The organism is Sphingobacterium zeae (assembly GCF_030818895.1).
Lineage (GTDB): Bacteria > Bacteroidota > Bacteroidia > Sphingobacteriales > Sphingobacteriaceae > Sphingobacterium > Sphingobacterium zeae.
Map to the genome: position 1 here is coordinate 693,927 of NZ_JAUTBA010000001.1, position 26,119 is coordinate 720,045.

Here is a 26,119-nt window from a genome sequence, read left to right on the forward strand (position 1 = left end):
ATTTCTTGGGCTAGTGTGACTATTTTGAAGCAGATTCTTCATATTTAATGTCTGCTTTTCCTTCTTTACAGATCACGCCCAATGGTTTGCGATAAGGTATACAATTTATTTTGGGAGCCACCATTGGCTGATATATCTCCATCAGCCGGTTGTTGTCATTGATCATATTTTGCAAGGTTGTTTTGTCTACGGATTTTTGATAGGGAAGGTAACTTTTCCCACACACTGTTCGTATTTCTATCATTTCCCATTCTGTAGCATCACTACAGGCTTTGGGCCTGGCAAAGGCAACGATTTTGCTGTACTTCTCATTGGAGAGCGACTCAAGTTCCTTTTCTGTTTTGTCCTTGTAGGGATTTTCTAAATGTGACTCCGATTTACAAACAACAAATAGCATGCAACATGCCAATAGGGTCGTAATACTCAAAATTGAGAGATTTTTCATAATCTTCTTCTTGGTTTTATTAATCAAACGGGTAATTCTTGGTCTTTGCTACAAAGGATTTCCATGAAGTTTTTGTCAAGAGAAATTTGATTTTGAACTCTATTGCGCATAATTTTCATTAGATTGTAGGTTTGAAACAACAATATGTTAGTAAAAATGTAGTTTTGAAACAACAAAATTTAATTATTTTTGTAATATAGAAACGACAATATGGAAACTTTGATCAATTTTCAAGATATTCTTTTGCAGGGCATCAACAATGATTTCAGGAGATACCTTCATGAAAAAATTAACTGGAATCAACGGATGATAGGGATCAAAGGTGCACGTGGGGCAGGTAAGACGACGATTTTATTGCAGCATATGAAATATGATCTGGGCGCATTAAAAGATAAAAGTCTCTATATTACCGCTGATCATACCTGGTTTTACAACCATAGTTTACTAGATACCGCAATGGATTGGTATCAACAGGGGGGGCAACTCCTTCTGATTGATGAAGTACATAAGTATCCTAACTGGTCCAGGGAACTCAAAAATATTTATGATGGGATTCCCGGTATGCGCGTTATATTTTCGGCATCATCGGCTTTAGACATCTATCGTGGTCAAGCCGATTTAAGCAGACGAGTGGTGAGCTATACATTGGCAGGACTTTCTTTTAGAGAATATCTCCAGTTCTCGGGAGTGGCCTCATTCTCTCCGATAACATTTGAAGACATTCAAAAGCAACATCGCGAGATCAGTGTGAATATTACTTCCTCCATAAGACCGCTGCCACTATTTGCAAAGTATCTGCGATCGGGTTATCTGCCTATATTTACCGAAGGTGAAAACGAATATTTGCCTAAACTAGAGCAAATTATAGATGCGGTCGTTGATATTGATCTTGCTTACATTGCATCTTACAATGCTGGTACGGCTGTGAAAGTAAAACGCTTATTAGCAGTAATAGCAGAATCCGCTCCTTTCAAGCCTAATATTTCCGCCTTAGCAGCCAAAATGGATATTTCCAGAGATCGCATATTAGAATACATCTATCAATTGAAGGACGCAGGACTTTTAAATGTTTTATCCACACAAGGGAAAGGCGTATCGCGGCTACAAAAGCCGGACAAACTTTTCTTGGAAAATACGAACCTTTCTTATGCAATTCACCCAGATCCAAACCAAGGAAATCTACGGGAAACTTTTTTATTGAATCAATTGCTTCATGCAGGGCTGGAAGTATCCGAACCGCAGACTGGCGACTTTTTAGTCGAGCAGGTTCATATCGAAGTGGGCGGTAAAAATAAAGGTAGTCAGCAGGTTCGAGATACCGATCGTTACTTGATTGCGGCAGATGGTATAGAAACAGGTTTTGGCGCAAAGATTCCGCTATGGTTATTCGGATTTTTATATTAGTATTCCCGCTGGATCATTGACCCGCTTCCCACATTGGGATCTTGCGTTGAACAGGACAGTAAAAATTATATAAAAACGGGGCTATTCAAAACTTGAATAGCCCCGTTTGAGAATTTATCCCGGATGATCTCTTGATTAGAAATTACCCTTATTTACATCCCACCAAAGTCTGGTACCGCCGTTGTCAGGTCCGCCCAACAACGAGATTGCAGATTGTACTTCAGCTGCATTAGTGTTGTATTCATTTTGTGGGAACGGTAAGCGACGGATCTGTATTTTAGTATCGATCAGTCCACCGCTATTGTTGACCACAACCGGGAATAGGCGGGGATATCCAGTACGGCGGAATTCACTCCAAGCTTCTTGTCCTTCAGGGAAGATCGCCAACCATTTTTGGGTGATAATACGTTCCAGTTTTTCTTCATTGGTAGCACCCTCATTCCATTTGATGGTCAGTGCGCTTGGTGAATTGGCGTTATTCTTCGCATTGAAAGGATCTTTGTAAGCTGCAGCCTTACTGGTATTATCATTGAGGTAAGTGCTCAATCCTGATGTTACACCCCATTGCGTAAAGGAAGTTTCCACTCCTTTTTCATAAAGTGATTGCGCTGTTCCACCGGCATTGTTCCAACCTCTCAATGCTGCTTCCGCACGAAGGAAGTAAACCTCAGCTGCGGTCATTAATACCGGTGCTGTTGTTGCCACGAAAGTTGGTGTTGTACCTTCGGTATTCAATGCCGATAGCTTTTGGTATTTGTCTTTTTCGATACCATCTGCACCTGCACGGATTCCAATGTATTTACCAGCGAACGCCGTTGTTGTTGCATCTTTAATGACAGGTGCCATGTATTTAGAGATACGCGGGTCGTTCAATCCTGTCATATAGGAAGAAAGCGTCGCATTGATACGGGTATCGGCCCAGTTTTTGGAAATAAACCAAAGCGGGTTGCTGTAGGTTCCATCCGCCGGTATAGTGATCTTGAAGTTTTCGGTGTTACTTTCCAATACACCACCATTTGTCGGATCCAGTGCTTTTTCGGCTTGTGTTTTTGCTAAAGCAGCATCGACTTTAACCAAACGCATTGCCAAACGCAGGCGAAGTGAATTGGCAATTTTCAACCAATTTGCAAATCTGACCTGATTATCAGTATTCGGAAATACAAGATCGATCTGATCGATTTTAGCAGCCATTGGACTATCTGCTTTGTACGATTTCAACGCGGTTACAGCCTCATCGAGCTCTTTGAAGAAAGCAGCATATACATCGGATTGTTTGTCGTATGGAACGGTATTGGAGGTGCCTACTTTACTATATGGAATAGGACCATAGATATCTGTAACACGGCTCGCCGCTTCCACTTTGATCACTAATGCTGAACCCCATAGTGCTGGATAGGTCTCTGCAAGGCCATTGCTTTTTAACTTTTCAATGGATTTAATAACGTTAAGATAAAGCACTTTAAATGGTTCTCCATTCCATCCATTTACCATGGCATAATTCAGGTTGTTCTGACCGCTATTAAACGGCGTAGGAGACATGAAATAGCCCGAAAAGACGTCTGCATTCAGATTTTGTTGTACTTGATAAGAATTAGGGTCTCCCGCACCAGAGAAATTGTAAATAGACATTTGTGCATTTTTTAAAAAAAGCACAAGATCTTGTCCGTCCCCCTTTAAATCTTCATCTGTAAGCCCAATATTGTTTTTGTTGTAATCCTCAAAATTCTTTGTACAGCTGGTCATCGTTCCTCCAAGAAGTAACATGGCCAGGGAGAATTTGGATATATATTTGATATTAAAATTCATTGTTGATCGTTTAGAAAGTTGCATTTAGTGTAAGTCCGTAATTGCGGGTTGCAGGCATCATAAAGATATCTACACCACTCAGCGAATTGCCTGTTGACATCGTTACTTCAGGGTCAAATGGAGCCTTTTTAGAAATGTAGAATAGGTTTCTTCCTACAGCATTGACGCGCAATTTTTTGAAGAAACTGTCTTTAATATTGAAATCATAGCCGAAAGTCAATTCACGCAGTCTCACGACCGTTCCATCGTAAATGTATTGGCTACTGACAGGACCTATACCTCCTGTTGATGTGTACCATTTCTCTGCATCGACGACAGCAACAGGAGTTCCATTCGGTGTAACACCGTTTACGGCAACGCCACCATTTGCACGAGCGGCTCCAGTTGCTTCTGATACGCCATAACCATCCATGACAGATTGTGTAATTGACATTACCTCGTAATTAAACTTGCCGTCAATCAAGAAACTTAAATTGAAGTTTTTATAATTGAAACTATTGTTCCAGCCCATTTGCCAAATTGGATTCGAATTTCCTAGCTTAGTATAAGCGTTGGTTTTTTGAGGAATACCATCTTCTGAGATAATAATCCTTCCTTCAGCATCCCGTACAAAATCCTGTCCATAGATATCGCCAAAAGAACCGCCTACCTCAAGTTTGGAAGCAAAGTTGTTTTGATTTTCACCAGTTAAACTAAACTCAGGAACAGCATCAGCTAGCTTTTTTATCTTGTTTTTATTGTAGGTGAAGTTGATACTTGTTGTCCATTTAAAATCCTCATTTTTGATCGCATCCAATGATACCAACGCCTCTACCCCTTGGTTTTGAATGTCACCGGCATTAATTGCATACTGTTGGTTTAACGAAGCTTGGCTCGCAGCGACTTTGAAGAACTGGTTCGTTGTGTTTGTTTTGTAGTACGTAACATCCACATTCAAACGATTGTTCCACATGCGCCATTCCGTTCCAATTTCAAAAGATTTCGTTTTTTCGGGCTTTAATGTTTTCAAGAACGCAATGTCATTTACTGTCAATACAGCGTACGGGTTCACCGTGTTTGTTAATAAACTCGTGTAAGGAGGCAAATCATTGCCCACTACTGCATACGAACCACGAATCTTGGCCATATTGACAAACTCAGGTAAGTTTAATTTGTCATTCAATACAATACCCAATCCTGCAGATGGGTAGAAGAAAGACTTTGTACCTGTGAAAGCTAATGTACTGGACCAGTCATTCCTCGCCGTCAGATCCAAATAAATCCAGTTGTCGTAGGCTAAGTTTGCTGATGCAAATACCGATTGTAATTGTCTACGATTAGCCGATAATGTCGATGTGACAGGCGTTGTTGTATTTTGGATAAAGAATTGATTTGGGATTTTTAACCCGTCAATACCTGTGTTAAAATCCACACCTTCGGTTTTCCAGTCGGTGATACTTGTTCCGACCAATCCTGTGATCTGAAACTTATCGCTGACATTAAAGTTCATGTTGGCAACGACATCACCGTATTGTTGTGTAATGGTGGTATTTGTATAATTGTAATTACCATTTACTTTCCCAAGGGGATTTGGTGTGCTCGCATAGACTTTACGGTCCCAAACCTCTGAGGTGCGATCGACGCTTCCCCTAGCCTGAATACTGATCCAAGGCGCTACTTTATATTTTGCACTACCATTTAAAAGCAAGCGGTTGCGGGTAGAGCTTGTTGGATTCCTGTTGACGATCCACCATGGATTCTGTTGTGTTGTGGGACTATCACTTAGGCTGAACCAGTTTTGTTCGTTCAGATTGCGGCTTGGATTGAACGTTTCGTAATTTTTATAATCCGCAATATTTAAGCTTCGAGGTAATAGGTAGGTTCCAACCAGTGGATTATAATAAAATCCTGAACTAGGGGCATTATCCAATTTTTGTGTAATATAATTGGCGCTTCCTTCAACGGTCAGCTTATTATCAAAAAATGAAGCACTTTCCTTGAGATTGAAGTTATGACGCATCAGGTCATTTTCTGGAAGAATACCTTTTGCAAGCGTATTTGCATAAGAGAAATACGTTTGATTTTTTTCGTTACCTCCGGACAATGTCAATGAATTGGTGAAGTTGCTACCTGTACGGAAAAATTCACCTACATTATCATAGTTGGCGCCATTGGTTTTGTCGCCCCAGCTAAATACACTGGTGTTACTGTTTTTACCACCCGAACCTTGACCATATTGGTTTTGGAATTTCGGTGTCGATACAGCCTGTTCGATCTGTGCACTTGATGAGAAGTTGATCGTTGTGCGACCTTGTTTACCTGATTTTGTTGTGACCAAGATAACGCCGTTGGCTGCCTGGCTACCATATAATGCCGCTGCAGATGCTCCTTTTAATACGGAGATGTTTTCGATATCTTCTGGGTTGATCAATGAAATAGGGTCGCCACCATCACGTTGCCCGCCGAACACGTTGTCTGGCTGACTTGCTAATGTCTGGTTATTGATTGGAACCCCATCGACAACATAAAGTACCTGGTTGTTGCCAGAGGCCGACTTGTTACCACGCAAAATAACTTTCGCCGAGCCACCTGGTCCTGAAGAGCTGGAAGCAATATTAACGCCGGCTACTTTACCGTTTAAATTATTTGCCAAGTTGGTGCTTTTGACTTTGTTCAATTCGTCACCATTGACCTGTTGTGTTGAGTATGTTAATGATTTTTGTGCACGGCTAATACCTAGAGCGGTGACCACGACACTTTCCAACTGCTGTGTTTGTTCTTCTAAACTTACCGTTACTGTCGTTTCACCAGGGCCCAATGTTACCGTTTTATTTTCATAACCGACAGTACTGATGTTCAATATGCGGTTTTTATCATCAACATTGATCTGAAATGCGCCTTTAACATCCGTAGAACTTGCATTGGAAGTGCCCAGTACTTTAATTGTGGCGCCTGGAATAGGAGCTTTGGTTTTAGCGTCAACAACCGTTCCCTTTATCTGGTTGGTTTGCGCATGCAATAAGGATGCTGAAAAAAGCATTGTCGGAACAATACCCAACACCCTCAAAGTAGAGTATAATTTGTTATTCATATAGTATATGTGTTATATTCAGTTTTTTATATACGTATTTTCATAACGGTGAAGTTCTAATGGAGTGGGCTAATTCCATTTAGCATTTTGGTTAGAAGAAAAGATATTGAATAATCGAGGGGCGAAATAAATGATTATTTTTTAATAGTATAAGCTATTCAATACCTAATTTATAGGAAGAAAAAGCGGTGTGATTTCCCTTAATAAGGGTCTAATTTACTATTGTTGGACAAAATTCAAAAATTTTATGCAATGCAAATGTTTCGTATGAACGTTTTTTTGTTTGTAATTTTCTATTAGTCAGTGTTATGTGTGGTTTGTCATTTTTTTATGTCGATACATCGAGCATCCCTTCCATAGCTAAAAATTTGTATTTAGTGGGGCGTTTTGCTTAAACTCGGGATGGTCTAGTAAAGGCCTGTTTGATGTTTGCAGCATTAAATAGGATGATAGCAATAAGGATGATACCGTATGCGATATATTTTATTGGCTGTACAGGTTCTTGAAAGTAGGTCGCTGCCAAAGTAAATGCGATCAGCGGATTAATATACAAAAGAACACCAGTCGTGGTGGATGAAATGCCGATGAGGGCATACATGCTCAAAAAAAGAGGGATGATCGTAAACAGAGATGCGATGAGCACTATGGTGCTCCAAAACACCGGCTCATTAGGGATGGTGTGATGATTATAGATGAGTTTGGGTATCACAAACAATGCACATATACTGAGTTGAAGAACCAATTGATTGAGCTTGTCAAAGCCTGTCGATACCCGTTGCACGATCAGATAAAACGCGTAACAGGATGCGATAGTAATCGCCCATAGCACATCATTCAATGAACCTCTTGCCAGTAGGCATACGCTGCTGAAAGCAATGAAAAGTGCAGTTTTTTGCCATCCAGTCAATTTTTCCTTGAGCATGAGATAGGCTCCTGCCGCGGTAATTAGGGGGCAGGTCAGATAGGCCAATGCGGCGGATTGAATGCTGACATGGTTTACAGCATAGATGTAAGTAAACCAGTTTCCGAAGATCAGCGCGGAGGCGAGAATCATAAGTCCCGTTTGACGGAGCTTGTCTGCCCGTGATAGAAGTCCAAATTTACGAATATCAGCCACAAGCATCTTTCTTCGGAAAATAAGCACGTATACCCAAAGGACCAACAGGGCGGTAATAATTCTAAAATACAGGATATCTTCGGCAGGATAGCCGCGTATCCACCGTACAGGTATAGACATAAATCCCCAAATAAAGGGAGCCAAAAAAGCCGCGAAAAGATATTTTCCGCGGCTTGCTGTTTCGTTGCTATTTTCCACGGATTAATCTTTCCACGCAATGACTGAAATCTCGACATTTACATGCTTCGGCAATGTTTTTACCGCAACACACTCCCGGGCTGGCTGGGCTTCTTTAAAATATTCAGCATAGACTTCATTGACTAAAGCAAAATTTTCCATATCACTTAGGAAAATGGATGCTTTGACAACATCTTCAAAAGTATATCCAGCATTTGTCAGGATAGCTTCGATATTTTTCAGCACCTGATGCGCCTCGTCTTTTATACCAGATGCAATTAACTCCATTGTTTCGGGAACCAGTGGGATTTGCCCAGAGACATATAATGTATTGCCAGCTTTAATCGCCTGGTTATAGGGGCCTATTGCAGCCGGAGCTTTGTCCGTATTGAAGATTTCTTTTTTTGACATGAATTACAGTGTTTAGGAAGTAAAAAATATTTTGTAGATCAGTCCCAATAAAAAGACAATAATGGCCGTTGCATTAATAATATGCATGGCTTTTATATTCCCATTCGTCGGGCGTTCTGCATTGCGCTTTCTAAATAAGTACATGGAACTAAGTTACAACAGTAATTTAGAAAGTTAAAATGAAAAGATCAAAAACTTTGAGCGTACATTTATCGACTGTGAAACAAATCGTTTACAAGGGACAGTATATTTTCGAATTTTGGTAAATTGGTAAACGAAATAAAAATCTATGAATAAGCTAGCGTTAATTGGAGGTAAGATATATACTGGTGAGGCGATCTTTGAAGAAAAAGCATTACTGATTAATGAAGGTAAAATTGCCGCAATTGTTGATAAGCATGATGTGCCTACGGATTACACCAGTTATCCAGTCAATGGGTGTAATATTTGTGCAGGACTGATCGATCTGCAACTGTATGGCGACGGATCGGACTTGTATTCCGCCGAGCGTAGTGTAGCCTCTTTGGAACGCATCGCCGAGGGCTTGGTCGTTAAAGGCACGACTTCTTTTATGATGACTCTGGCGACCAATACCATACCCGTCTTTAAGGATGCCATTCGCGTGGCAGAAGGCTTCCGGCACGATGCATTTTTAGGGTTACATCTAGAAGGTCCCTTTTTGAATCCTAAAAAACGAGGTGCGCATCCTGCGGAATTAATCATCGAGCCTACAAAGGAAAAGATTGACGATCTTTTGGCAGGAAATCAGGTTGTCAAGATGATGACCATAGCACCTGAACGTATAGCGGACGATGTATTGCAGCACTTACACAGCTACAATTTGCTGCTCAGTGCAGGGCATAGTGATGCGACTTTCGAAGAAGGAACCCATGGTTACGATCTGGGGATTCCAACAAGCACCCACCTGTTTAATGCCATGTCGCCTTTGCATCATCGCGAAGTAGGTTTGGTCGGCGCAATTTTTAATCATCCGACAGCGCGGGCGAGTATTATTGTCGATGGACATCATGTCAGCTTTGAAGCTGTGAAAATTGCGAAACGTCAGCTGGGAGCCCGCCTGTTTATGATTACAGATGCTGTGGCCGCTTGCGATAAAGATATATACCAGCATATATTGAACGACGGGTATTATTCATTGCCGGACGGGACCATTTCAGGGGCTGCAATCTCCTTGCTCGAAGGGGTGAAAAATGCGGTGCAAAAGGTGGGTATACCACTCGACGAAGCGATCCGAATGGCTACGGTGTATCCGGCAGACCTGCTAAAGCGAGCGGATATCGGAAATCTAAATGCAGGAAGCATAGCAAATGTCATTGTCTTTAATGATGACTTTCAGCTGAAAAAGGTGATCTTTAAAGGCGAGTTAAAGCGCTGATCCATTTCGCAGAAGATTGACCGATTGTCCAAGATTGACTAATATTATATGTATCTTCGTTCGTTATTTTGAAAAAACACTATTCTATAGATTGATGAAACGTTCCCTATTATTTTTAGCGACAGCACTTTTTGTTTTATCTTCTTGTTCATCCAAGAAAAATAAGAAACACGAGCCTGTCAACACCACAGCGACCAATGTAGAAATTGTAAAAAAGGATCCTCCCACATTACCTAAGCGCGAACGGGTGAAAAATACAGTTGAGACAAAAGCGCAGCCAGTTGCAGAGAAAAAGAAGGAAATTGTCGTCAATCTCCCAGCTTTGCCCCGTGAGTTTCGTGCAGCCTGGGTGGCCTCTGTTGCCAATATCAATTGGCCGAGCAAAAATAACCTGAGTACAGCAGAACAGCAACAGGAAGCCATCGGCATTTTAGATTTCTTGAAAAATAATAATTTTAATGCAGTAATTTTTCAGGTGCGTCCATCAGCAGATGCATTTTATAAAAGTGATTTAGAGCCTTGGTCATATTTTTTGACAGGAACAGAAGGGCAGGCGCCATCCCCTTATTATGATCCGCTTGATTTCTGGGTAGAACAGGCACATAAAAGAGGGATCGAGCTTCACGTTTGGCTAAACCCTTACCGCGCCCACCATACCGCTGGTGGCCCTGTTACCTCAGCCTCTATGGCACGCAAAATGCTCGAATCTGTTGTCAAACTGAAACAAGGATATTACTGGTTTGATCCATCCAAACAATCTACGCAGGACCATGCTGCTCGCGTGGTAATGGATATTGTCAAACGTTATGATATCGATGGCGTACATTTTGACGATTACTTCTATCCTTATGCTGAATATAATGGTGGGCAGGATTTTCCAGATTTGGATAGTTACAATGAATATAAACGTAATGGGGGCACGCTTTCCCGAGGTGACTTCCGGAGAAATAGTGTAAACACCTTTATCGAACGTATTTATAAAGATATTAAAAAGGAGAAGAATTTTGTCAAATTTGGGATCAGCCCGTTCGGCATCTGGAAACCAGGCTATCCGGCAGGAATCCAAGGATCGAGTCAGTATGATATGCTTTATGCGGATGCTAAATTATGGTTGAACAAAGGTTGGATCGACTATTTTGCACCCCAACTGTATTGGCCAATACAACCCGCTAAGCAGAGTTATACCGCGCTGTTAAAATGGTGGGAAAGTGAAAATACCTTGGGACGCCACCTTTGGCCAGGGATCAATACTGTGGGCAAGCGCGGGACAGAATATGTTCAGGAAATTGTGAATCAAGTAGAGGCTGCACGTACACTATTGCCTGATAATCGGGAGGGTGTGATCCACTGGAGTTTGGCAGGACTGACCAAAAACCCCGCCATGACACAGGCTTTGGTTAATGGACCCTACCAGGTGAAAGCGCTGGTACCAACAAGTCCTTGGTTAAATGCAAACCCACTTTTGAAACCATCGTTGTTACTAACGCCACAAGGTGGAAATATTTTTGCGAAATGGCAGCACCAGCAAATTGATCAGGTTGCAAAATGGGTATTGTATCTCAACTATGGAGGGGTATGGCAATACGAGATTTTGGATCCTGGAGTTACAAGTAAAGAGATCCCAATGACATCGAACAACAAAAAGCTTCAGTATGTTGCGGTAAAAGCTGTCGATCGTCTGAGTAATGAAGGACCGTATGCTGCTGAGCATATAAAATAAGTGGTTTCCATACCATCAGGATTAAAGGAAAAGGGATATCTGTATTACGGATATCCCTTTTTTGAGAAATTAACTATCGCTACTTGTGTTTACGAAGTTGTTAATGTTTTGCTTTGAATTGTAACCGATCCGAGTTACATTTATAGGTATGGAAGAGATCTATAAAACCGTAAGCGACTCGGTGATTCGGATGTCACAGCTGATGTTGCCATCCAATGCTAATTTTGGCGGTAAAATTCACGGGGGCTATATTTTGTCCTTGATGGATCAGATCGCTTTTGCTGTCGCTTCTAAATTTTCAGCGCACTATTGTGTAACAGCTTCGGTTGGCAAAGTGGATTTTTTGAAGCCTATTGAAGTGGGCGAACTCGTCACCTTGATCGCTTCAGTGAATTATGTGGGCAACTCTTCTATGGAAGTTGGTATTCGAGTAGAAGCGATGAACATTCAGACGGGCGAAACCAAACATTGTAATTCCTCCTACTTTACGATGGTGGCCAAAGATGAAACAGGAAGGCCAGCCCGCGTACCGAGGTTAATACTGGAGACTGAAAAAGACATATTCCGGTTCTACCGCTGTGTGGTGAAGATGGAAGTTGACAAAGAAAGAGATCGTGCCATTCACGACATGGAAACAGACTCTGCCGAGCAACAAGCTTATATTCAGAAGCACTTTGATGTACAGATCAATCTTGCTCCGTAACAGATTGAAGGTTCTTCACTACCATTCGACAGTACCCAGATATTTGCTGTCTGTACATTCGTCGCTTCCATCTGATTTATGGAAGAAAACATAGATGTGGTAGGTGCCAATATGCTCTTGTCGTTGAAGTTTTACCGTTTGTGTTTGTTGGAGAAGCGTATTCATGCCCTCATTGGAAAATGCAAGTTCTTCTGGGCCAGATAAAATCACTCGACAACTGCTTGTATTGAGGCGAGAAGCTGTGCTTAGCTTTGCGTCATAATCCCAGAAGAGGGTGAATGTTTCTGTCTCTTTATCTATCTCAAATCTATAGGAGGTAATCGGATTAAGGATCCCTTTACTAATACGGAAGTTTTCATAGTTGATGGCATAGCCCGTTGCGGTTTTTTCTATAGCATTATTAAGATTGTAGGACATGGCGTTGATATAAGCCTTTTTATTGGGGTTATAGTTTTTAAATCCGATCCGTAACAAATAGAGCATTGAGGAGCTAAATTTTTGGATCAGAGAAAACCGTAACCGCGACTGGATTTGATCCACAGTAGGCTTTTTTGTGCTTTTCTTTGGTAAGCCCCTTGCATAGGTTTTATTTCCATTTGTAACAAAAACTATTGAGCCTGCTTTCCCCGAAAGTGTGCCGTTGGCACCGTTTTAAATGACTGCCATAATCGATATCAATTAGAGTTTATTTTTCCTTAAGTTAACAAATTAATACGTATTTGTCAATATCAAGTTCGGCCTACTCTCGTCCTTTACACCGAGCAAACTCTGAGCAAGTACCGAGCAAGTACCGAAGGATCTCCGAAAATGGTATCTATTTGTTAACGTAAATTGTGGTAGACAGGGGAAGCCTGCGTAAGCTCGCTGGTATTATTGGATGATGCATCGTATTGGCGATTTTGTTGTGTTTATGTGTGTGTTTCTGTTGTTCAATACAGTGAAAGGGGCTTATTGGGTGGTTTTAATAAATTTATTAAGTGTTTTAATAGATTTTTTGCTTTTATTTTGCTAGGCTGTGCGTTTTTGTATCTATTTTTGGGTGGATTGCCAGATTTTTTGGTATTATATTGTGCTTTAATATGTTTGTTGGTATTTCTTTTTTAAATAATTGCGCATAAACTTGCATAAATACGACGCTTTTCATAGTATTGTGTAGCAATTGAACAAACCGTGCACTGGAACCTCCTGTCGCGGGCAATTATTAACAACTAACTAAAAACCATGAATAAAAAATTTCTCTTATTCTGTTCAGGGGTGATGCTGTCAACTAGCTTGTGGGCGCAAACCAAAACTGTAACGGGTAAAGTGACGAATGCTTCTGATGGAGGTAACATGGCCAATGTCACTGTGAGCATCAAAGGTAAAGCTGTCAGTACACAAACGAAGCCCGATGGCAGTTTTACGATCAGTGCAGAGCCAGGTGACATTTTGATTTTTAGAGCAGTGGGTTCTCAAGAAAGGCAACAATTAGTTGGCACAAATGCGACGATCAATGTTGCACTTTCTGGTAGTGAGGAAGCTCTCGAAGAAGTTGTTGTGACGGCAATGGGAATCAAGAAGGAAAAGAAAGCGCTGGGCTATGCTGTCCAAGATATCAAATCGGATGAGTTGATGAAGAATAAAAATCCGAATGTAATCAATTCATTAAATGGCAAGATTGCTGGTGTAAATGTGACGAATTCGGGAGGAGCGCCAGGAGCATCTGCTTCCATCGTTATTCGTGGCGGAACCTCCCTCGAACGGGATAATCAACCCTTATTTGTTATCGATGGTATGCCAATGGATAATTCCACTGGCCAAGGTGATAATTCCGCTTTTGACGGCAATACGAATATCTCCACCACGAATGGTAATCGTGCGTTGGATTTAAATCCGGAGGATATTGAATCTATATCGGTTTTGAAAGGGCCTGCGGCTGCGGCACTGTATGGCTTGCGGGCGGCAGCGGGCGCTATTGTCGTAACGACCAAAAAGGGGAAAGATGGGGCTACTTCGATAGGAATAAACTCACGCTTTGGTGTGAATTGGGTAAATCGCTTGCCGAAGTTACAAGATAAATTTAAGCAGGGTTCTAATTATAAAGGGAATAGGATTACGGATAATACGTATCTGTCTTGGGGAGATGCTTTTCAGCCTGGAGAAACTGTTTATGATAATTTAGGGGACTTCTATCAAAATGCAACAAGTTTTGATAACTCATTCAATGTGTCAGGGGGTAATGCAAAGGGTAATTTTTATTTATCTGGCTCGAATTTAGACCAATCAGGAATTGTGCCCACCACCGATTTTAAACGTACTACTTTCCGATTTAATGGCGAACAAAAAGTAGGTGTTTTTACATTTGGTGCAAACGCATCCTACTCGCATAGTACCACGCAGAAAACCTTAACCGGGTCTGGTCTTTGGGGAGGCTCGGGGTTGGGGTATATGGAATCCATTCTAGCTTTTCCGCGTAACGTGGACATGAAAAACTGGATAGATCCTAGTGGCAAACAGATTTTACTACTACCGAACGTGGCGCTTGAAGATAATGTTGATAATCCGTATTGGACAATCCATAAAAACCCTCAAAATGACAAGACAAACCGTTTTCTAGGGAATGTATATACGAATGTAAAGATTACGGATTGGTTAGATGCGACTTATAAGTTAGGTGTTGATAATTACACCACGAATTTTAGATCCATTATAACGCCCGGTTCAGCCGTAAAGGAAGCTTGGCAAAAAGGAATGCTTTCCGAAAATATTCGTCAATATAATTACATCAATTCCAATTTTATGTTGAATTTCCATAAGCAATTTAAACAGGATTGGGATGTCAATTTCTTATTGGGGACAACAGCTGAGGATACATATCTTCAAGCAAATTCCATGCGTGCCGAGAAATTCTCTATTCCGAATTTTGAAAGCATAAACAATGCGGATGCAAAGAATAAGTATTTCAATGAATCCATCACCAAAAAAAGATTGCTAGGTGTCTATGGGGATTTGCGTATCGGTTATAAAAACCTATTATTCCTAAGTGCTACAGGTCGTAATGATTGGTCTTCTACCTTGCCGATACAAAATCGTTCTTTCTTTTATCCTTCATTTTCTGGGAGTTTAATCTTCACGGAACTCATGGAGAAAAGCGATATTTTGAATTATGGTAAGTTGCGAGCTTCATGGGCACAGGTCGGTAAAGATGCGCCTGCTTATCAAACAGCAACCTATTTGTTTGAACCTCAATTGACCGTTGGAGGTGGGTTTAGAAATTATTGGACGAGGGGTAATGATCAATTGAAACCTGAGACAACGACCTCTTTTGAAGTTGGTACTGATCTGAAGTTATTCAAAAACAAGTTAGGTTTAGAATTTACGTATTATAAAAACAATTCTAAAGATCAAATCTTGCAACCTCGTGTTTCAAATGCAACAGGATATATATTAAGTTTTGTCAATACGGGCGAGATTGAAAATAAGGGAATAGAGGTGTCTATTAATACCTCTCCAATTAAAAAAGAAGATTTTAGATGGGATTTGGCTTTGAATTTCTCTCATAACAAAGGCGTGGTGAAATCATTGCCAGCTTCTCTACCCATTCTGTATGTTACTGACGTGCAGGTAGGAAATGGAAAAGCGGCTTCTTTTGGCAATGGAAATTTCATGGGTATAAGTGGTTCAACCTGGCAACGCGATGCTGACGGGAATTTGTTGTTGGATTGGAAAACAGGATACCCATTGACATCGACAGATGCGACAAAGCCTATTGGTAATAGAGAACCGAGTTTCCTTGGTGGTCTAAATAATACTTTTGTCTATAAAAACTGGGAGCTATCATTCTTATTTGATTTTAGAAAAGGTGGAGATATCTTAAATGGCACAGAGTATCTTTTGGCCTATAATGGCTTAAGTAAAGTAACGGAAAACAGAGGTGATAAACTTTCCTTTACAGGCATGTCGCTTAATCCAGAGACGAAAGCATATGAAATGATTACGAAGGAAGTTGTTGCAACAGAGGAGTATTATCGAGATATTTATGCCTTGCATACACCTCATTTCGTTGAAACTGTAAATTGGTTACGTCTTCGTTCCTTAAGTCTGACGTATAGCTTGCCTCCTGATTTTTTGAAGCGTTCTAAAATATTTAAAGCGGCATCAGTCACAGCGACAGGAACAAATCTCTGGTTGTGGACAAATTATTCTGGTATGGATCCTGAGGTGAGTGCTGCTGGAGCAGGCGTGATTGGTTCTGGTTCTGTAGGTGTGGATTATGCTGGTGTACCGGCAACTGCTGGAGTAACCTTTGGTTTAAATCTAAAGTTTTAAAAAATGAAAAAGTTTATTTATATAGTAGCTGCAGCCTCAACACTCGCTTTGGGTTCGTGTAGCAAATGGCTTGATGTAAATGAAAACCCTAATTCGGCGAATACGACTGTTCCGACAGCTGTGCAGCGTTTGCCCCCTATACTGGCTCAATTTGCTGATGGGTATGAAAGCGCCGGCACAAGGGCTTCTTTTATTACACAGCAACTGGCAGTGGTGAATGCAAATAGCAATAACTGGAATTTGACAAGATGGAATCTGACCAATGCTGCCGTGGGATGGCCTTGGCAAGCTTGGTATGTCAATACTGCTGTAAATATTCAGCCGATGATTGATGCCGCCGATAAGGTTGGCGCAAATCATTATGTGGGTGTTGGTAAGATTATAAAGGCATGGGGCTTTGGATATATGGTCGACTGTTATGGAATTTTGCCTTATGATGAATTTGATAATAAAGATATTCTTACCCCTAAGTTTGATGACGGAGAATATATCTATGGGAAAGTGTTGCCGCTACTTGATGAAGCAATTTTAGATCTTAGTAAAGCACAAGATCAGTATGCACCTTCTTTGAAAGAAGGCGATACCTATAACGGTGGTGATGTACAAAAGTGGATAAAATTGGCCTATGGTCTAAAGGCACGTTTTTTAAACCATTATAGTAAAAAGGCAAATTATAATCCGGATGAAATTCTGTCTTTATTGGCTAAGGCTCCTTCTTCAAGTATTGATGGTACTACGTATCAGTATGTGGATGAGGGTAAAGATGTCAGTGATAATTCTAAAGCTGCTCTGCAATGGGCTAATACCGGTACTACTGCAAGAATAACGAAACTGTATTACGACTATATCACCAATAATTATACAGGTGCTCCTACAGGAGCGAATAATATGGTAGACCCTCGCTTGGATCTATTGGTTCCTAGTATGGATAATGGTAAAGGAGTATTGATGCGTTCAAAAGTAGTGGATATGCAATCTTCTTTACCCGCGACAGGTCCTGTAGCGGTGACTTTCAACGAAAAAAATAATCAGTTTTCCCATGTTGATTCTGTCTATATATCCTTACGAAGCAATACAGCGGCTTCTACTGGACGTGTTTTGTCAACCGGAACATGGTATACGCGAAAAGGAGGAAAAGGTTTATTGTTAACTGGTGCCGAAATGAAATTTATAGAAGCAGAGATACGTTTCAAAAAAGGACAGCTTGCTCTGGCTCTCCAGGCGTATAAGGATGGAATTAAAATTCATATGGAAATAATGGGAGTGGCTAGTGGAGATCTGACAAAGTTCCTAGAGAGTACATCTGTTGTTCAGGATGCTTCCAAGCTGACGTTAAGCCAAATTATGATTCAAAAATATATAGCGCTTTCTTATTCGCAAGAGCAATGGGCAGACTTGCGTAGAATGGATTTTTGCACAGATGCGTCTGGTAATTATAACGAGGCAATCGGTATTTATAAAGGTTTCAATCGTCCTAGTCATGTTTTTGCAAATTCTTTTCCTAATCCAACTGATTGGCCAAGGAGATTTGCAATAGCTTCTTACGAAAACAGCTATAATCTTGACCAAGTGAAAAAGGCCGATCCCGATGCAGGTTCGCCAACATATATCACTAAACCCGTATTTTGGGATAAAAAGTAAGTGTATATGCTGATATTATTTTAAGGCTTGAAGGTATATCCTTCAGGCCTTTTTCAATAGCATGATTACTGGCCTAAATTTTTAATTTGTTAGATTTGTATAATGAAATCTATTCTGTTAGTTGTTAATTGCCTTTTGGCGACGATGTTGTTCGCCCAATCTCCCAAGATTATTCAAAAACCAATTACTTGGAATCAGGAACGAATACAGCTTTCCCTGGATTATTTAAAATATAGACATGGTCTGACCCAGTCAGCCCCGATTATTCATCCTAAAATGGTTGTCGTGCACTGGACTGCAAACAATAGTGTGAAAGCAACGTTCAACACTTTCAATCCTGTGAAACTACCGGGAAGACCTGAGCTGACCAAAGCAAGTGCTTTGAATGTATCTTCCCAATTTGTCATTGATCGTGATGGCACTATTTACCAATTTTTGCCCGATTCTATCTTTGCGCGACATACAATAGGACTCAACTATTGTGCGATCGGTATCGAGAATATCGGCAGCCGTGAACATCCGCTAACGCATGCGCAACTGAAAGCTAATGAAGAACTAATTCGCTATCTCAGCAAAAAATACCCGATAGCATTTGTATTGGGCCACCATGAATATCAGCGTTTCAAAAAAACAAGTTGGTGGAAAGAGACAGATCCAAATTATATTACAGGTAAAGACGATCCGGGCGATAAATTCATGAATGAATTGCGGTCCGCGCTGAATGATTTAAAATTAAAGAGACTACCCTAGTCTCTTTTTTCGTTTTAAGTGTTTTTACACATTGCCACTTGTTGCGTTTTGTTACTTAGTGGTGCTGCTACTATTATTCTTGCTTTTAGGTTGAAATCCGTAAAATAGTAATAATCATCTGTTGCCGCTTTTCCGAATTGTCTTTTTTGTTGCTTTGTTATTCGTTTTTATGAGTTATCTGCTTGACTTTATGCGAACAAAATGAAAATAATAGCGTATGTTATGCATTTTTGTGCTATATTAGAGGTGAAAAGTAGAACAAACCAATATTGTTACCTAAAAATAGCAGCTGCTTATGAAAAAATAATGTGCGTATTTTGCGTTTTGTTACCGTACTAGGTTACGGTGCAACCTATTTAAAACCAAATTGATCTTATGAATTAAAATTTAAAATTATGAAAAGGAGTTTGCTCATTTTTTTGGGTTTGCTATGTTTTTGTGGTGTTGCCCTAGCACAAAAAAATATTGCCGGCAGAGTGACCAGTGCGAGCGGCGCCGGTTTGGCTGGAGTGACCGTGCGGGAGACTGGAAAAGGAGGTCAGGCAGCGACGAATAGTCAGGGTAATTACAAGATAACAGTTTCTGAAGGCGCGTCTTTGGTATTCAGATATGTGGGGTATCAATCGCAGGAAGTTGCGGTAAATGGCCGGTCTGTTATTAATGTTGTTCTCCAAGAGAATAATGCGTCCCTAGATGAAGTTGTGGTAACAGCCATGGGTATTGAGCGGTCAAAAAAATCCTTGGGTTATTCTACCCCGAAAGTCAGCGGAGAAGATGTCTCGGATACACAGCGGGAAGGTTTTTTTCAAGGCTTGCAAGGACGTGTACCGGGCTTGTCCATTAACAGTACGTCGGGTATGCCTGGTGCCTCGGCTCAAATCGTGCTTCGGGGTTTTGCCTCTATTTCGGGGGATAATAATGCATTGATTGTTGTCGATGGAGTGCCGATTAACAATTCAACAGTCAATGAAAATGACCTAGCAATGAATGGAGCCAATCGGGATCTGGATTATTCCAATCGGGCACTGGATATTAACCCTTCGGATATTGAAACTTATATTGTGATGAAGGGGCCAGAGGCAACAGCATTATATGGGAGTTCAGGTGCTGGAGGTGCAATCATTATCACAACAAAGAAAGCTAAGAGCGGTAAATTTGGGGTTGATTATAGCTATTCGGGAAGGATGGAGTTTGTCAATAAATTCCCTGAACGGCAGTATACCTACATGCAAGGGTTGAATGGTAATTATGATGGTACATCTTCCTACGCATTAGGCCCAAAATACAAGGAGGAAATGCTATTGCATAAAGATAATGTGAAAAATTTCTTTCGTCACGGATATAATCAAAAGCATAACTTAACCTTTAATGGTGGTAATGAAAATCTAAGCTATCGCTGGTCAAATGAATATAATGATAATACGGGTATCGTTCCCAATACACGATACACGCGTTTCTCTTCGCGATTAAATTCTACTGCTAAATTTTCAAATAAATTTGAACTGAATACTTCGTTCAACTTTATCTTTTCGGACAATGATAAAGCAAGAAAAGGAACTACAGGTTATTTGATGACACTGATGCGCTTTAATCCGCTCTACGACGTTAGGAATTGGATCGATGAAAAAGGCAATCGTGTGTTAAATACCAAGGATATTTATAATGAACTGGATAATCCTTTTTGGGATGTGTATCGGAACATTGCCAACGATAAAACCAACCGTACGCTGGCTTCTTCAAATTTTACCTATAAGCCATTATCCTGGCTTCGATTTGAAGGTGTTGTGGGGATAGATTATTCCAACACAAAAGGTGAAAGCGTTTATCATCCGCAGTCCTATTCCGGTTCGGGCTCCTCCACTTCACCTACGGGTGGTAAGTATAGTACTTATCAGAATAATACGCGTATTCTGTACGGTAATGCACGTTTTTCTGCCAACAAAACTTTTGGTGATTATTCAATCAGCGCATTTTTAGGTGGTGAAATTCGCGATCAAAGCTCAATTACGGATTCGCAGTACGGGACTAATTTTTTTGATCCAAATTTCTACAGCATCAATAATACCTATGCCTCGACGCGTCTGGCAAAAAACATCATCAACAACTACCGTTCTATCGGATTCTTTGGTCAGGCTGTGTTAGGGTATAAAACTTTGCTGTATCTGACCTTATCTGGGCGTTTGGATGGGACCTCACGTTTAATGCCGAATGATCCCTATTTCTCATATCCTTCGGGTTCTTTGGCCTTTAATTTTACAGATTTAAATCCAATTAAGGCAGTCTCGGACGTGATTTCAGATGGGAAGATTAGATTTTCAGCAGGTAAAACAGGTAAAGGGCCACTTCGCTCTTATTTTATCAAATCCAATTATGAGCCTCAGTATTCTACAGGCGGTGGATATGCTTATGGTTTCAACGGAGGAAATGATAAACTCGTTGCTGAAATGACGAATGAGCTTGAGGCTGGGATAGAATTTTCTTTGTTTAAAAGGTTTGTTTCTTTTGATTTTAGTTATTTCTCCAGGCTGAGTGATGGACAGATTATTTTGCCCCGACTGAGTTATGGTTCTGGATTTGTTTTAAAAATGATGAACGGAGGTAAAGTGAAAAATGTGGGTACCGAGGTTCAGGCAATATTCAATCCGATTGTCAAGAAGAATTTCAACTGGAACCTTGTCTTCAACTTTACCCAATATAAAGGCCGTGTGTTGTCGCTGGCTGAAGATTTGCCGGAATTGTATGATTCGGATACTTGGCTGCTCAGCGGGGTGCGCTCGGCGGTATTGCCTGGTTACAGTATGGGTGCTCTTTCGGGAACGCAGTTTATGCGGAATACGAAAGGCGACGTACTGATCGATCCGGCAACTGGTTTGCCGGTCGCTGGGACAGACCGCTATTACCCGATTGCCGACCGCCTGCCGAAGTTTACGCTGGGGATGGTTAACAAGTTCAATTATAAAGATTGGTACCTGACATTTTTGTGGGACTGGCGTAAAGGTGGCGATGTATTGAATGGACTGGATTATAATATGTATACGCTGGGTATGTCAACGAAAACGCTAAATCGAGAAGATCCACGGGTGATAAGGGGTGTTTTGAAGGATGGATTGGAGAATTCGGAAAATCCTACAATCAACCATATTGCGGTAACACCATATACTTCCTCCGCTTATTATTTTACCAATATCGAGCCGGGTATGTTCGTGGAGCGGAATATCTACACAATGAGACTGCGTGATATTACGTTAAGTTATCGGTTGCCAAAAAGACTGACACGGTTCTTAGGTGAACGGTCTTCACTAAAGGCGTTTTTTACAGCTACTGACCTCGTTATGTTTACAAATTATACAGGATTGGATCCCGAAAGTAATTCGAATACAACCGGTATAGGTGGCATTGGAGGATATGGAATAGATTTTGGTAATATGGCCAGACCGAAGGGCTTCAACCTTGGCGTTAACCTACAATTATAAAATTATGAAAGCAAAAATAGTCACGGCTTTGTTGTTATTGACTTTGATAATGACAGGTTGTAAAAAATTTATGGATATCAATGATAATCCATCTTATCCACAAAATGCTAAGGCCGAGATTTTGTTGGCTCCCATTATATTTCATATGGCAAACGGTTATGCGCAGGATCAGACCATTATGAATAAGTTTAATCAGTCCATTATGGGGGCTTCGGCTGACGATGCTTCAAAAGTTTGGGAAAGGCATGGATTTAGACTACAGAGTGATGTTGGTGGAGTGATGTGGCGAATGGTCTATTTTAACCATGGGCGGAACCTGGCTAATATGATCCGGGATGCAGTGGAAAATGAGAAATATGAGTATGCCGCAATAGGTTATGCCGTTAAGGCCTGGGGCTACCAAATGCTTACCGATTATCATGGTCCCGTTATTATGAAAGAAGCTCTGCGCGATCAGCTTAGCTTTGAGTATGACGATCAAAAAGACGTCTATGCGCAAGTTAGAGTTTGGTGTGATTCTGCTTTGTATTATATGGATCAAAAGAGTCCACTCGATTATAGTGCTAATTTGAGTTCAGAAAAAGGAGACAATCTTTTTCGGGGCGATATGGAGAAATGGCGTAAGTTTGTTTATGGTATTCGCGCCCTTCAGTATATCCATTTGGTGAATAAGCCTGATTTTAAATCAAAATATGCGGATTCTGTTCTTTATTACGTGAATCAGTCGTTGGCATCAAATGATGACGATGCGGCGGTTAAGTTTTTGGGCGATAAAGCCGAAACCTCAAGTGTGGTCGGGCCGTTGTATGGAGTTTATACGAGTACGTACTATAGCCGTGCCGGTCAACCTATTGTAAGTTATTTGTCTGGAGGGCTAAGGGGTACCGTAACGGCGCCTTCACGTGTCGCAAGTGACCCGCGCCTTTTGAGAATGATCAATAGAAATTTAGATAATACAGCTGATACGGTCTTTTCTGGGGCTCTGCCAAATGTAACCAATTCGGCGACAATTATACCTTCGGTTCTGGGTAAGATCGTGGGTGGTGTGTACGAAGGAAAATTCATTTTTAGAGATAAAGTCGATTTTCCATTGATGACGTATGCACAACTGCAATTGGTTAAGTCGGAGGCTCTTTTTATTAAGGGATCGCTGCCTGAGGCCTATGAAGCTTATCTGAATGCAATTCGCTCGCACATGACTTTTGTGAACAAGTATATCAATACCAATGCTGAAACTGCCATCAGTGAAGCACAGATCAAATCATATTTGACGAGTAGTGAAATCCCGCAGACTTCGGCTGATCTGATGCTTTCCGATATTATGGGACAGAAATATATTGTACAATGGGGCTGGGGCGGATTGGAACAGTGGTGTGATCTGCGCAAGTATAATTACGATACGAATATTTTTAAGCAGTATCAGTCACTTAGCGGCTCGGGCTTGCAATATCAGGCTTACTGTTATAGGGTGCGTCCCCGTTATAACTCGGAATATGCGTGGAATGCAAAAGAGTTGGATAAGTGGGGAGCCTTGGATCCATATTATGTCACCAAACCTACCTGGTTTGTAACAAAAGATAATTAATCCATTAAAGATTAAAGTATGAAAAGTTTGAAAATTATATTAGGTGCCTGCTTGTTTCTTTTTGGTTTTTATTCTTGTGATAAAGCCATACAGAATTTTGGCGATGTGGAGTTTATGGGGGTAGACGATGCAATTGTTAAAATTAACATGGCTTCTGTTTATCCAGACGATCGTTATATGTATGTAAAGTTTGATGGCCAGCGTGTTACGCCGCTTATCCGGGGCAGAGAGCCTTTTCCAGGGGGCGGTTATAATACCCGCGGTGATTCTCGTCCGGACTTTCTGAAATGGAAATCGGGCTCTGTTAATGTGCAGGTTGGACTGCCTTATAAGACGGATAGTGGTTTGGATTCTATCATATTATACCAATCTACGGTGAAGTTTGAGGCGGGTAAGCGTTATACGCTTCATGTGACGGATACGGCAAAAAATACCAGAATGATTTTGAATGAAGAAGATTTGACTCGTCCAGATAGTACACAGGCGCGCTACCGTTTTACAAATCTAATGCCTAATGTGGAAGCTATAGATCTCTACTATGGCGCTGCCGCAACATCCTCCGAGCCGACACAGGACTCATTGGTCGCTAAAAATGTGAAGTATTTGGAGACTAGTCCGTATTTTGAATTAAATCGTATCACAACTCGTACCTGGAAGATACGTCGGGCAGGATCGCCTATCACAAACGCATCGGTATTAGCTTCTTATTCAAATGCCGGTGCGATTTTGGACCGAAGATCATATACTGTCTATGCGCTGGGGTATGAAGGTTTTACATCTACCATCATGAAACCTTATGTTTCATTTTTCTTAATTCGATAGTCATGAAAAATAAAAAATATAGAAATAAACTGTGTATAACTGCATCGTTTTACTTGCTCCTTTCGCTGGTGGCTTGTAAACAGCGGGATGATTATCCTGTATTTGAGCAAAGAGAGCCTGTGGTGACTACCCCGGAAGTGATCCCGCCTGACAATGAGATCGGTACGCTCGTAAAAAAGATTATGGACAAAACGGATATCATCTCAATTTTTAAGCTGGATTCTACGACAACCCTTGCAGATGGAATGAAGCGTACGCATGTTCGTTATGTGAATAAATTAAATCAGGCCATGAGTATGCAGATTTTAGAGGTGGATCTTTCGAAGTCTAATGTAAAGGTGGCAGCATTAAGTCCTTTCGATGATTATCTATTTACGGTGCAGACGATGGCAGATATGGCGAAATATAATGAAGGCCGTTCTGGAGGTAAAATAATAGCAGCAATCAATGGAGATGTCGTAACCTCTTCGGCGCCGACAGGTTCGTTCATCTTTAGAAGTCGGCTGTTGAAAACGACTACCACGACCGCGACATCAAATACTAGGCCCTTTTTGGGTGTGAAAAAGGACGGTTCTGTTTTTGTAGGCAATAAACCATCGGAGTCATCGTCGATGGACGCATATAATTTAAATGATCTTGCTTCATTGGTGTCTGGGGGTACATGGCTGTTATATAAAGGTGCTACTGTGGCTTCGACGACAACAACGGTACAGGCGAATACAGCGTTGGGACTCAATGCTGATAAAAATTATTTGTATGCTGTGGTGGTGGATGGTGGTACGAATGCTTTTTCCGTTGGTATTACCTATAATGATTTAGGAAAGATTATGCAATCAATCGGAGCTTCAGATGCTTTTGTCACAAATGGTGGAGCTGCATCCGTAATGGTGCAACGCATAGAAAATGACGCGCTCACCGGCGGGGTAAGCTGGAAAGTGGTCAATAAGCCGGTAGCAGCTGCTGGTGGTTCTAGTGCCAATGGTATTGGTTTTGTAGTAAAATAGTATCTATCTGAGCATCGTGCAAAAGGGCTTTTGGAAGAGATATCCGAAAGCCCTTTTGCATGATATTGAATTTATGCTAGGCTAAGACGGTCGTATATCTTGGTGCGCTGAAATAGTCGATGTGTTCGTATTGGCTTTTTGGGGTAAAAGATTATGATGCACGCAGGCGTTGCCGCCAATAGCGGCAGGGTGGTGAGGTAATAAAATAGTTGCAGTTTTTTGCTGAATGGCAATTTGGTGGTTTGATAGCCAATGTTTTAGTTGCTTTCTAGTACTGATTTATGCGT

General features: G+C 41.0%; 17 protein-coding genes and 1 pseudogene. 11 read left to right on the forward strand and 7 right to left on the reverse strand.

All coding sequences use genetic code 11. The annotated features are described in order from the left end of the window. Positions 1–19: 19 nt before the first annotated feature. Positions 20–445, reverse strand: coding sequence for a hypothetical protein (locus QE382_RS03010; protein ID WP_209578489.1), 426 nt, complete (start codon positions 443–445; stop codon positions 20–22). 210 nt (positions 446–655) lie between these two features. Between QE382_RS03010 and QE382_RS03015 the strand changes: the two genes are divergently transcribed. Further along, positions 656–1,849: an ATP-binding protein gene (locus QE382_RS03015; RefSeq protein ID WP_307184629.1), complete on the forward strand. Its 1,194-nt coding sequence runs from the start codon at positions 656–658 to the stop codon at positions 1,847–1,849. Positions 1,850–1,984: 135 nt separating this feature from the next. On the opposite strand, the gene QE382_RS03020 is transcribed toward QE382_RS03015, so the two are convergent. The 5 genes from QE382_RS03020 to QE382_RS03040 all read right to left on the reverse strand — a co-directional run bounded on the left by QE382_RS03020 (position 1,985) and on the right by QE382_RS03040 (position 8,574). Then, entirely contained in the window at positions 1,985–3,655 is a 1,671-nt protein-coding gene (locus QE382_RS03020) for a RagB/SusD family nutrient uptake outer membrane protein (RefSeq protein ID WP_307184630.1), read from the reverse strand. Between the two features lie 10 nt (positions 3,656–3,665). Beyond that, positions 3,666–6,725, reverse strand: coding sequence for a SusC/RagA family TonB-linked outer membrane protein (locus tag QE382_RS03025; RefSeq protein ID WP_307184631.1), 3,060 nt, complete (start codon positions 6,723–6,725; stop codon positions 3,666–3,668). A 391-nt stretch (positions 6,726–7,116) separates the two neighbouring features. Then, positions 7,117–8,040, reverse strand: coding sequence for an EamA family transporter (locus QE382_RS03030; protein ID WP_307184632.1), 924 nt, complete (start codon positions 8,038–8,040; stop codon positions 7,117–7,119). A 3-nt stretch (positions 8,041–8,043) separates the two neighbouring features. Continuing rightward, positions 8,044–8,430, reverse strand: coding sequence for a RidA family protein (locus tag QE382_RS03035; RefSeq protein ID WP_293884185.1), 387 nt, complete (start codon positions 8,428–8,430; stop codon positions 8,044–8,046). A 12-nt stretch (positions 8,431–8,442) separates the two neighbouring features. Next, positions 8,443–8,574, reverse strand: coding sequence for a DUF6728 family protein (locus QE382_RS03040; protein ID WP_293884183.1), 132 nt, complete (start codon positions 8,572–8,574; stop codon positions 8,443–8,445). Positions 8,575–8,719: 145 nt separating this feature from the next. On the opposite strand from QE382_RS03040, the gene nagA reads away from it, so the two are divergent. The 3 genes from nagA (at position 8,720) to QE382_RS03055 (ending at position 12,249) form a co-directional block, all read left to right on the forward strand. Continuing rightward, positions 8,720–9,826 carry an N-acetylglucosamine-6-phosphate deacetylase gene (gene nagA / locus QE382_RS03045; protein WP_307184633.1) on the forward strand — a complete coding sequence of 369 codons (1,107 nt, stop codon included), beginning with the start codon at positions 8,720–8,722 and terminating at the stop codon, positions 9,824–9,826. A gap of 94 nt (positions 9,827–9,920) precedes the next feature. Further along, positions 9,921–11,546, forward strand: coding sequence for a glycoside hydrolase family 10-like protein (locus QE382_RS03050; RefSeq protein WP_307184634.1), 1,626 nt, complete (start codon positions 9,921–9,923; stop codon positions 11,544–11,546). 148 nt (positions 11,547–11,694) lie between these two features. Continuing rightward, positions 11,695–12,249, forward strand: coding sequence for an acyl-CoA thioesterase (locus tag QE382_RS03055; protein WP_293938058.1), 555 nt, complete (start codon positions 11,695–11,697; stop codon positions 12,247–12,249). A gap of 18 nt (positions 12,250–12,267) precedes the next feature. On the opposite strand, the pseudogene QE382_RS03060 reads toward QE382_RS03055, so the two are convergent. Then, positions 12,268–12,867 (reverse strand): annotated as a pseudogene (locus tag QE382_RS03060) (DUF6266 family protein); the annotation flags it as partial. Positions 12,868–13,470: 603 nt separating this feature from the next. Between QE382_RS03060 and QE382_RS03065 the strand changes: the two are divergent. The 7 genes from QE382_RS03065 to QE382_RS03095 all read left to right on the forward strand — a co-directional run bounded on the left by QE382_RS03065 (position 13,471) and on the right by QE382_RS03095 (position 25,832). Further along, positions 13,471–16,557, forward strand: a complete 3,087-nt coding sequence (locus QE382_RS03065; RefSeq protein WP_307184635.1) for a SusC/RagA family TonB-linked outer membrane protein — start codon at positions 13,471–13,473, stop codon at positions 16,555–16,557. A gap of 3 nt (positions 16,558–16,560) precedes the next feature. Then, positions 16,561–18,198, forward strand: a complete 1,638-nt coding sequence (locus QE382_RS03070) for a SusD/RagB family nutrient-binding outer membrane lipoprotein (protein WP_307184636.1) — start codon at positions 16,561–16,563, stop codon at positions 18,196–18,198. Between the two features lie 102 nt (positions 18,199–18,300). Continuing rightward, positions 18,301–18,948, forward strand: a complete 648-nt coding sequence (locus QE382_RS03075; protein WP_307184637.1) for an N-acetylmuramoyl-L-alanine amidase — start codon at positions 18,301–18,303, stop codon at positions 18,946–18,948. A 395-nt stretch (positions 18,949–19,343) separates the two neighbouring features. Then, positions 19,344–22,421 (forward strand): SusC/RagA family TonB-linked outer membrane protein, encoded by a 3,078-nt coding sequence (locus tag QE382_RS03080; RefSeq protein WP_307184638.1) that lies wholly within the window; start codon positions 19,344–19,346, stop codon positions 22,419–22,421. 4 nt (positions 22,422–22,425) lie between these two features. Continuing rightward, complete coding sequence (locus QE382_RS03085) at positions 22,426–24,006, forward strand: SusD/RagB family nutrient-binding outer membrane lipoprotein (protein WP_307184639.1); 1,581 nt, start codon at positions 22,426–22,428, stop codon at positions 24,004–24,006. An 18-nt stretch (positions 24,007–24,024) separates the two neighbouring features. After that, entirely contained in the window at positions 24,025–24,828 is an 804-nt protein-coding gene (locus tag QE382_RS03090) for a DUF4397 domain-containing protein (protein ID WP_307184640.1), read from the forward strand. A 2-nt stretch (positions 24,829–24,830) separates the two neighbouring features. After that, a complete protein-coding gene (locus tag QE382_RS03095) occupies positions 24,831–25,832 on the forward strand; it encodes a phosphodiester glycosidase family protein (protein ID WP_307184641.1) in 1,002 nt (333 codons plus the stop codon). Positions 25,833–26,119 lie beyond the last annotated feature (287 nt).